8 protein-coding genes are annotated in these 9,755 nt (G+C 68.3%); 6 read left to right on the plus strand and 2 right to left on the minus strand.

Annotation, left to right across the window (positions count from 1 at the left end; translation table 11 throughout):
* From tatA to EB75_RS25215, 3 genes are read left to right on the plus strand one after another with little or no spacing between them, the layout of a single operon-like run.
* Complete coding sequence (gene tatA, locus EB75_RS25205; RefSeq protein WP_073697979.1) at nucleotides 1-258, plus strand: Sec-independent protein translocase subunit TatA; 258 nt, start codon at nucleotides 1-3, stop codon at nucleotides 256-258.
* Nucleotides 259-318: 60 nt separating this feature from the next.
* Nucleotides 319-1,260 (plus strand): twin-arginine translocase subunit TatC, encoded by a 942-nt coding sequence (gene tatC / locus EB75_RS25210; protein WP_073697980.1) that lies wholly within the window; start codon nucleotides 319-321, stop codon nucleotides 1,258-1,260.
* On the plus strand, nucleotides 1,244-4,066 hold the full coding sequence (locus tag EB75_RS25215) for a DEAD/DEAH box helicase (RefSeq protein ID WP_286150315.1): 2,823 nt from the start codon (nucleotides 1,244-1,246) through the stop codon (nucleotides 4,064-4,066). Before tatC ends, EB75_RS25215 begins: the two co-directional genes overlap by 17 nt.
* Nucleotides 4,067-4,079: 13 nt before the next feature.
* Here EB75_RS25215 and EB75_RS25220 read toward each other — a convergent pair whose 3' ends face one another.
* On the minus strand, nucleotides 4,080-4,958 hold the full coding sequence (locus EB75_RS25220; protein ID WP_073697981.1) for an MBL fold metallo-hydrolase: 879 nt from the start codon (nucleotides 4,956-4,958) through the stop codon (nucleotides 4,080-4,082).
* A gap of 152 nt (nucleotides 4,959-5,110) precedes the next feature.
* Here EB75_RS25220 and EB75_RS25225 point away from each other — a divergent pair, with 152 nt between their 5' ends.
* Complete coding sequence (locus EB75_RS25225) at nucleotides 5,111-5,854, plus strand: DUF4333 domain-containing protein (RefSeq protein ID WP_073697982.1); 744 nt, start codon at nucleotides 5,111-5,113, stop codon at nucleotides 5,852-5,854.
* A gap of 163 nt (nucleotides 5,855-6,017) precedes the next feature.
* Here EB75_RS25225 and EB75_RS25230 read toward each other — a convergent pair whose 3' ends face one another.
* Complete coding sequence (locus EB75_RS25230; protein WP_073697983.1) at nucleotides 6,018-6,968, minus strand: 5'-3' exonuclease; 951 nt, start codon at nucleotides 6,966-6,968, stop codon at nucleotides 6,018-6,020.
* Between the two features lie 97 nt (nucleotides 6,969-7,065).
* On the opposite strand from EB75_RS25230, the gene EB75_RS25235 reads away from it, so the two are divergent.
* Together EB75_RS25235 and EB75_RS25240 are read left to right on the plus strand one after the other, a co-directional pair.
* Nucleotides 7,066-8,226 carry a M24 family metallopeptidase gene (locus EB75_RS25235; protein ID WP_502689398.1) on the plus strand — a complete coding sequence of 387 codons (1,161 nt, stop codon included), beginning with the start codon at nucleotides 7,066-7,068 and terminating at the stop codon, nucleotides 8,224-8,226.
* Between the two features lie 44 nt (nucleotides 8,227-8,270).
* Nucleotides 8,271-9,614, plus strand: coding sequence for an ABC1 kinase family protein (locus EB75_RS25240; RefSeq protein WP_073697984.1), 1,344 nt, complete (start codon nucleotides 8,271-8,273; stop codon nucleotides 9,612-9,614).
* Nucleotides 9,615-9,755: the final 141 nt, after the last annotated feature.

Here is a 9,755-nt window from a genome sequence, read left to right on the forward strand (position 1 = left end):
TTGGGCGGTTTGCAACCGTGGCACTGGTTGATCGTCATCGCGGTGTTCGTGCTGCTCTTCGGCGCGAAGAAGCTGCCGGACGCCGCGCGTTCGCTTGGTAAGTCGATGCGCATCTTCAAGTCCGAGTTGAAGGAAATGCAGTCGGACGGCACTTCGGAGCAAGCTGCTGCGCCGCGTCCGATCACTGCTGAGCGCGTCGAGAACCCGGCCCCTGCACCGCAGCCGGCGCCGGACGCCGCGGACAAGCACCCGGCCTGACCTTTGCCGTGATCCCGCCGCGAGCCCAGCGCACGCGGCGGTCGGCTCTTACCTAATCACGTGCCAGCACCTGGAATCTTCAGCAAGCTCGACCCGCGCCGTCGACGGTCGCGGGTCAATCCTGACGGCACCATGTCGCTCGTCGACCACCTTCAGGAACTGCGAACGCGGCTGCTGATCGCCGTCGCCGCCATCCTGTTGACCACCATCGTCGGCTTCCTCTGGTACGGGCACAGCTTCTTCGGTTTCCCCAGCCTCGGTGACTGGCTGCGTGGCCCGTACTGCTCGTTGCCACCCTCGTCGCGCGCGGCCATCGCCCCGGACGGCCAGTGCCGGCTGCTCGCGACCGCGCCGTTCGACCAGTTCATGCTGCGCCTCAAGGTCGGCATGGCGGCGGGCATCATCCTGGCCTGCCCGGTGTGGCTCTACCAGATCTGGGCGTTCATCACCCCGGGCCTGTACAAGAAGGAACGGCGCTTCGCGTCGCTGTTCGTCGGCGTCGGCGCGCTGCTGTTCGTGTCCGGTTCGGTCCTGGCCTACGTCGTGCTGTCCACGGCCCTGTCGTTCCTGCTGACCGTCGGCAGCGACGTGCAGATCACCGCGCTGTCCGGCGACCAGTACTTCGGCTTCCTGATCAACCTGCTGATCGTGTTCGGCATCAGCTTCGAGTTCCCGCTGCTGATCATCATGCTGAACCTGGTCGGGGTGCTCACCTACGACAAGCTCAAGGCCTGGCGCCGCGGGCTGATCTTCGGCCTGTTCGTGTTCGCCGCGTTCGTGACGCCCGGCTCGGACCCGTTCTCGATGCTGGCGCTGTCGCTGGCGCTGACGGTGCTGCTGGAGATGTCCATCCAGGTGGCCCGGATCCACGACCGTCGCAAGGCGCGGCGCGAAGCCGAGGCGGTGCCCGACGACGAGGCCGCCCCGATAGACAAACCGGAACCCATCGGCGCGCCGTCTGCCTTACCTACACAGCTGACCATCGATGACGACGCGACCTGAGTTTCAGGCTGCGGAGCCGCCGATCCCGACAGGCGCGGCCGAATCCGTTCAAACCGAGCCGGGGCCGCAACTGCGTGACTTCGCCGCCGGCCTGTCGTTCACCCTGGACCCGTTCCAGACCAACGCCTGCGTGGCGCTCGAGAACGGGCGCGGCGTTCTGGTCTGTGCCCCGACCGGCGCCGGCAAGACCGTCGTCGGCGAATTCGCGGTGCATCTGGCGCTGGCCGCCGGGCGGAAGTGCTTCTACACCACCCCGATCAAGGCACTGAGCAACCAGAAGCACAACGATCTGGTGGCCCGCTACGGCCCCGAACGCATCGGCCTGCTCACCGGTGACCAGGCGATCAACGGCGACGCCGACATCGTGGTCATGACCACCGAAGTGCTGCGCAACATGCTGTACGCCGATTCGCCTGCGCTGCACGGCCTGGCGTACGTCGTGATGGACGAGGTGCACTTCCTCGCCGACCGGATGCGCGGCGCGGTGTGGGAGGAAGTGATCCTGCACCTGCCCGACGAGGTCCGGCTGGTCAGCCTGTCGGCGACGGTGAGCAACGCCGAGGAGTTCGGCGGCTGGATCCAGACGGTCCGTGGTGACACGACCGTCGTCGTCGACGAACACCGCCCGGTGCCGCTGTGGCAGCACATGCTGGTGGGCAAGCGACTCTTCGATCTCTTCGACCTGTCCAAGGGTGCGGCCCCCGGCAAGGGGAAGGCGCGCGTCGACCCGGAGTTGTTGCGGCACATCGCGCATCGCCGCGAGGCGGACCGCCTGATGGACTGGCAGCCCCGCGGCCGCGGCCGCGACGGGCATCGGGGTCGGCCCGCCATGTACCGCCCGCCGAGCCGGCCCGACGTCATCGGCACCCTGGACCAGGCCGGTCTGCTGCCGGCCATCACGTTCGTGTTCTCCCGCGCCGGGTGTGACGCCGCGGTCAAGCAGTGCCTGCGATCGGCGGTGCGGCTGACCAACAGGACCGAGCGCGACCGGATCGCCGAGATCGTCGACCGGCGCTGTGCCGATCTGGCCGAGTCCGATCTGGCGGTGCTGGACTATCACGAGTGGCGCGAAGGACTGCTGCGCGGACTGGCCGCCCACCACGCCGGGCTGCTGCCGGTGTTCCGGCACACCGTCGAGGAGCTGTTCACCGCGGGCCTGGTCAAGGCCGTGTTCGCCACGGAGACACTGGCTTTGGGCATCAACATGCCGGCCCGCACCGTCGTGCTGGAACGGCTGGTCAAGTACAACGGCGAGCAGCACGCCCCGTTGACGCCGGGGGAGTACACGCAGCTGACCGGTCGCGCCGGACGCCGCGGCATCGACGTCGAGGGCCACGCCGTCGTGCTGTGGCATGCCACCGACGAGATGGCCGATCCGGCCCAGGTCGCCGGCCTGGCGTCGACCCGAACGTTCCCGCTGCGCAGTTCCTTCGCGCCGTCGTACAACATGACGATCAACCTGGTGCAGCACATGACGCCGGCCGCAGCGCACCGGTTGCTCGAGCAGTCGTTCGCGCAGTACCAGGCGGACCGCTCGGTCACCGGGCTGGTGCGCGGCATCAAGCGCGGTGAGCTGATGCTCGCCGAGATTGCCGCCGAGCAGAGTGACGACTGGGAGTCCGTGCTCGAGTACGCCCGGCTGCGGGCGAGCATCACCGAACGTGAGCGGGCGCAGTCCCGGGCCGGTCGTCTGACGCGGCGCAAGGGCATCAACGACGCGCTGGCCGGGCTCAAGCGGGGCGACGTCATCGCCATCGGCCTGGGCCGTCGCAGCGGACTGGCCGTGGTGCTCGAGGAGGCTTTCGACGCCGACGATCCACGGCCGCTGGTGCTGACCGAACATCGTTGGGCGGGACGGATTTCCGCCGCCGACTATGCAGGGTCGTCGCAGCGTCTGGGCAGCATGTCACTGCCCAAGCGGGTGGAGCACCGGCAACCCAAGGTGCGCCGCGATCTGGCGCTGGCACTGCTGCGGGCGGCCGACAGCCTGGACGTGCCGTCGGTGCGGCGCAGTCGCGGTTCCGCCGAGGCGACACCGGATATCGACCCGGAGCTGGCCGGTCTGCGTGAGCAGATGCGCAGGCACCCCGGCCATCAACTGCCCGACCGCGAAGCGAAAGTGCGTGCGGCCGAGCGCTATCTGCGCATCGAACGCGACAACGACCAGACCCAGCAGAAGGTCGCCGCGGCCACGAACTCACTGGCCCGCACCTTCGACCGGATCACGGCACTCCTCAGCGAGCGCGGCTTCATCGAAGGCGCCGAGGGTGAACCCGCGGTGACCGACGACGGGCGGCTGCTGGCCCGCATCTACAGCGAGAGTGACCTTCTGGTCGCCGAGTGCCTGCGCGGTGGGGTGTGGGACGACCTGAATCCGGCCGAGTTGGCCGCGGTCGTGTCGTCGGTGCTGTACGAATCACGTGGCGACGGCCCGACGGTGCCGCCGGGCGCCGAGCAGGCGACCGACGAGGTGCGCCGGGCGTTGGCGAAGACCCGCCGGCTGTGGACCGACATCCGGGGCGACGAACGCCGGCACCGGCTGCCCTTCAGCCGTGAACCCGATGCCGGGTTCGTGGCCGCCATGTACAGCTGGGCGACGTACGGCGACCTGACGGCGGCGCTGTTGATGTCCGACAACGGCAACGGAAATGCGCTGCCCGCAGGCGATTTCGTGCGGTGGTGCCGCCAGGTGCTGGATCTGCTGGACCAGGTGCGGCTGGCCGCGCCGTCGCCGCAGCTGCGGGTGACGGCCAAACGGGCCATCGGGGCGGTGCGTCGCGGCGTCGTCTCGATCGACACCATGTGACGGCAGGCCGAGTTCAGGCCAGGCCCAGGTCCAGCCAGTCGTCGATCATGAATCGGTCGCCGCGGGCCACGATGGTGGCGCCGCCATGGCCGGCGTAGTGCGCGGGAACCACAGCCGCCCGTTTCCGGGACGCTTCGGTGAACACCCGCTTGCGGGTGACGGTCGCTTCCGCGGCGTTGACGTCGAACGCGCACGGATCGTCGGGCCGGGGAATCTGGATGGGGCAGTGCGTCAGGTCGCCGACGAACACGGCGGGCTTGCCGGCGTCCAGCCAGAGCACCGATGATCCGGGCGTGTGGCCGGGGGCCGGACGCAGCCACACTGACTCGCTCAGCTGGTAGTCGCCGGAGAACTGTTCGGTCTGGTCGGCCACGGGAATGACGCTGTCCTCGAACACCGTTCGCATCTCGTCGGAGGTCTCGGGGTTGTCGGGGGCGAAGAACCGGTAGTCGGCCTCGGGCATCAGATAGCGGGCGTTGGGGAACGTCGGCACCCAGGCGCCGTCGACCAGTTGAGTGTTCCAGCCGACGTGGTCGGTGTGCAGGTGCGTGTTGAGGACGACGTCGACGTCTGCCGGCTCGATGCCCGCGGTCCGCATGTTGTCGAGGAACGGGGTGCTCAGGTGATCCAGCGGCAGCATGTGCGGCCGGTGCCGGTCGTTGCCCGCGCCGGTGTCGATGACGATGGTCAGGCCGTCGACCTGCAATACCCAGCTCTGAATCGCGATCCGGAACAGGTCGGTCTCGGGGTTCCAGAACCGCGGCGCGAGCAGGTCGGCTTCGGCGTGCCAGGCCTCCGGCGGCGTCGCCGGCCACAGCGTCGTGGGGATCTGCACCTGGGTTTCCGCGACGCGGGTCAAGGTGGCGTTGCCGAGCCGGATTTGATCCGTCATACCGCGAGAGTAAGGCCGAGCGTTCGTCAGCTGAAGGCCAGACACGCGCGCCGCGGAAGACTGTGCAGGTCATCCCCGAACGGTTGCACCGGTAGTGTGGTTGACCAGCAGCCCGGACGATGTCCGAGTAGTAGAGCACCGAGGAGAGACTGATGAGCGGTCCAGAGGGAACTGATCCGTCACAGCAGTGGCAGGGTCAGCAGCCCGCTTGGGGTCAGCCGGCGTCCGGCGCCGAGCAGCCGACCACGGCCGCCCCGGCGTGGGGGCAGCAGCCGGCCTACAACCCGGAGCAGTACCAGCAGCAGTACCCGGGGGTGCAGCCTGGCGCCGCGCAGCCTGGGGCGCAGCAGGTTCCGGGCTACCCGCAACAGCAGTACCCGCAGCAGGGATACCCCCAGCAGGGCTACCCGCAGGCCGGCGCCTACGGTCAGCCGCAATACGGGCAACCGCAGTACGGCCAGCCCCAGTACGGCCAGCCGGGTCAGTACGGTCAGCCGCAGTACGGCGAGGCTGCCGTGGGCCAGCAGTTCGACCAGCAGTTCGGCGCGCCGGCGGGTAAGAAGTCGAGCAAGGCGTTGCTGGTCATCGGCGGCGTCGTGGCGGCGGTCATCGTCGCGGTCGTCGGCGTCCTCGGCTTCCTGTGGCCGGGCTTCTTCGTCACCACCAAGCTCGACATCAACGCCGCGCAGTCCGGCGTGCAGAAGATCCTGACCGACGAGACCACCGGTTACGGCGCCAAGAACGTCAAGGACGTCAAGTGCAACAACGGCACCGACCCTGAGGTGAAGACCGGGCAGACGTTCGACTGCGACGTCAGCATCGACGGCACCAAGCGCACCGTCAAGGTCACCTTCAAGGACGACAAGGGCACCTACGAGGTCGGCCGCCCGAAGTAGTTCCACTCAACTCTCTCCAGGCCCAGGCCCAGGCCGGAACCTCTACGTCACATGTGACACGGGGGTTCCGGCCTGAGTCGTTTATGCCCTCGAGCGTACGGCTGGATCGCCCCACCGAGCAGATCTGCGATCTGACGGCACACTCGTCGCGTGAACCGGCGGACTACAGCTTGTCGAGGGCCTTCTGCAGCCGCGCGATCGAATTCGTCACGCCGTACTTGCCGGCCAGCTCGGCCACCCGCTGTGGGTCGCGGGCGACCAGTGGCAGGGCGTCGGACTCGGTCGAGAGGGACACCGGCGCATCGGTCGCGACGAGGACGACGGGCAGCGCAGCCGTGATGTAGTCCGCCGCGGCGAGCAGCTTCTTCCGCTGCGCCACAGGCATTTTCGATGTGGGGTCCTGGGCCGCTGCCTCGATGGCGTTCAGAGAGCCGTACGCCTGCAGCAGCGTCGACGCCGTCTTCTCGCCGATACCGGCGACACCCGGCAGTCCGTCGGATGCGTCGCCGCGCATGAGGGCGAGCTCGGCGTAGGCGGCGCCGGCACGATCCAGGGGGACACCGTAGGTCTCGGAGACCTCGGCGGGTCCGTAGAGCACGGCCTTGGCCAGGCCACGGCCGATATAGAACACCCGGATTCCCGGGCCGTCATCGCTGGCCAGCTGCAGCAGGTCGCGGTCGCCGCTGACCACGACCGCGCGGTCGCGCTGCTCCTGGGTGGCCAGCGTGCCGAGCACGTCGTCGGCCTCGAAACCCGGCGCGCCCGCGGTGGCGATGCCGAACGCGTCGAGCAATTCCATGATCATGTCGACCTGGGGTGTCAGGTCGTCGGGCACTTCCTCGACGTCGGGTTCACCGTCGGGATTCTCTTCGAGAACCCGGTGTGCCTTGTACGACGGGATCAGGTCGACGCGCCACTGCGGCCGCCAGTCCAGGTCCAGGCACACCACCAGGCGGCCGGGACGGTGCTGGGTGACCAGGGCCGCGATGTTGTCGATGAAGCCGCGGACCGCGTTGACGGGGCGGCCGTCGGGCGCGGTGATCGAGGACGGCACCCCGAAGTACGAGCGGAACCACATGCTGGCGCCGTCGAGGAGCAGGATCGGCTGGGTCATGAGGCGAGCGAAGCGACGGGGGAGGTTACGGGGATGTCGATCGGCATCGCACTAGCCTATTGGCATGCGGGCGAGCGAAGCGACGGGGAATGTGAGCATGCGGGCGAGCGAAGCGACGGGGAATGTGACAGCAGCGCGATTCAACACCGACGTCTATGCCGCGCGTCTGCGCTCGGCCGCCGCGGCCGCCGCGGCCGCGCAGGCCGCCGGTCTGGTCGGGCTGGTCATCACCCCGGGGTATGACCTGCGGTATCTGGTGGGGTCGCGCGCCCAGACCTTCGAGCGGTTGACGGCGCTCGTGGTGCCTGCCGACGGTTCGACGCCGACGGTCGTGGTGCCGCGGCTGGAGCTGGCATCGCTGAAGGAGTCGGCGATCCTGGAACTGGGCCTGGCGGTTCAGGATTGGGTCGACGGCGACGACCCCTACGCGCTGGTCGCCGCGGCACTGCCCGGCACCGCGGTCGCGGTCACCGATGCCATGCCTGCCCTGCACCTGCTGCCGCTGGCGACGGTCCTCGGTGCGGTGCCGGTACTGGCCACCGACGTGCTGCGGCAGTTGCGAATGATCAAGGACCCCAGCGAGATCGAGGCCCTGACGAAGGCCGGCGCGGCCATCGATCGCGTCCACGCACGGGTGCCCGAATTCCTGGTTCCGGGACGCACCGAGGCCGACGTGTCCGCCGACATCGCGGAAGCGATTGTCGCCGAAGGTCATTCGGAGGTGGCGTTCATCATCGTCGGCTCCGGGCCCAACGGGGCCGATCCGCACCACGAATGCTCCGACCGTGAATTGCAGGTCGGTGACATCATTGTCGTCGACATCGGTGGGCCGGTCGAGCCCGGTTACAACTCCGACTGCACCCGGACCTACAGCATCGGTGAGCCTGATCCCGTGGTGGCGCAACAGTATTCGGTGCTGCAGCGGGCGCAGGCGGCAGCCGTGGCGGCGGTCCGGCCCGGGATGACGGCCGAGCAGATCGACGCCGCGGCGCGCGACGTGCTGGCCGCCGAGGGGCTTGCCGAGGTGTTCGTCCACCGCACCGGCCACGGTATCGGCCTGTCGGTGCACGAGGAGCCGTACATCGTCGCGGGCAACGCACTGACGCTCGAGCCGGGTATGGCCTTCAGCGTCGAGCCGGGTGTGTACTTCGCGGGGCAGTGGGGCGCCCGGATCGAGGACATCGTCGTCGTGACCGACGACGGCTGCGTGTCGATGAACAACCAGCCGCACGACCTGGTGGTGGTTCCGGTTCCGTAGCGGGGTTGTTGTCAAGATCGGCTAAGAAAGCCAAGATCGACGCCATGGCTGAAATCCGCCGTGGCCGCACGGGACGTGCCGCCAAGCTGGCAACCCTTCCCGCTGGGATCGCCGGCCGCGCCGTCCTGGGCGTCGGCAAGCGTATGGCCGGCAAGTCGAAAGAGGACGTCAACGCCGAGCTGGTCGAGAAGGCCGCCGAGCAACTGTTCCAGGTGCTGGGGGAGCTCAAGGGCGCCGCAATGAAGCTGGGACAAGCGCTTTCGGTCATGGAGGCCGCCATCCCACCGGCGTACGCGGAGCCGTACCGCGAAGCGCTGACCAAGCTGCAGAGCGACGCCCCGCCGCTGCCGGCCGAGAAGGTGCACCGCGTGCTCGACGCCCAGATGGGCACCAAATGGCGTGAGCGCTTCCAGTCCTTCGACGACAAGCCCGTCGCCTCCGCGAGCATCGGCCAGGTCCACAGCGCGGTGTGGAGCGATGGCCGTCGGGTGGCGGTCAAGGTGCAGTACCCCGGCGCGGAGGAGGCGGTGCGCGCCGACCTCAAGACGCTGCGGATGCTGACGTCGCTGTTCAAGCAGGTGGTGCCGGGCGCCGACGTCAAGAGCATCATCGACGAGCTGATCGAGCGCACCGAGGAAGAGCTGAACTACCGCATCGAAGCGGACTATCAGCGTGCCTTCGCCAAGGCTTTTGCGGGCGATCCGCAGTTCTACGTGCCGGCGGTCGTCGCCTCGGCGCCGAAGGTCGTCATCACCGAGTGGATGGAGGGGCGCAAGCTCTCCGAGATCATCGCCAATGGGACCGAGGACGAGCGCAATCGGTGTGCGCACCTGCTGCTCGAGGTGACCATCAGCGCGCCCTACCGCTGCGGGCTGCTGCATGTCGACACCCATCCCGGCAACTTCATGCTGCTCGATGACGGGCGGTTCGGCGTCATGGATTTCGGTGCCTGCGCGGTCCACGAAGGCGGGCTGCCTCGCGCGACCGGGCCGATCCTGCGGCTCGCGCGCGACGAGAAGTGGGAGGAGATGACGACCTACCTGCGGGAGGAGGGCTTCATCCCGGCCGGGGCCACCGTGTCTCACGAGGAGATCAACGCCTACCTGCTGCCGTACATCGAACCGTTGCGGCACGAGAGCTTCCACTTCAGCCGCAGGTGGCTGCAGGGCATCGCCGCCACGGCGGCAGACATCCGCAGCGAGCAGTTCGCGGCGACCTTCAAGACCAGCCGCCAGCTGAACCTGCCGCCCAATTACCTGATGATGTTCCGGGTGCTCGGCGGGCTGCTCGGTATCGCCGCACAGCTCGACGCGACCATCAATTACGCCGAGATCGTCGACAAGTGGGTGCCGGGATTCCGCGAGGACGATGTGGGTTTGGCGCGGTAGGTCTGGAGCTGCCGCCGAGTGCGTTTGACCTCATTGGTCACTTTTGGCACAGGTGTCCCACACTGCAGCAAATTGTCGGTGGGTCGAACTAGTGTGGCGCTCCACGGGTTTTCGTGGGCGCCTTTGTGCTGTTCAGAGGTA

Source organism: Mycobacterium sp. ST-F2, from assembly GCF_001905655.1.
Taxonomy (GTDB): domain Bacteria; phylum Actinomycetota; class Actinomycetes; order Mycobacteriales; family Mycobacteriaceae; genus Mycobacterium.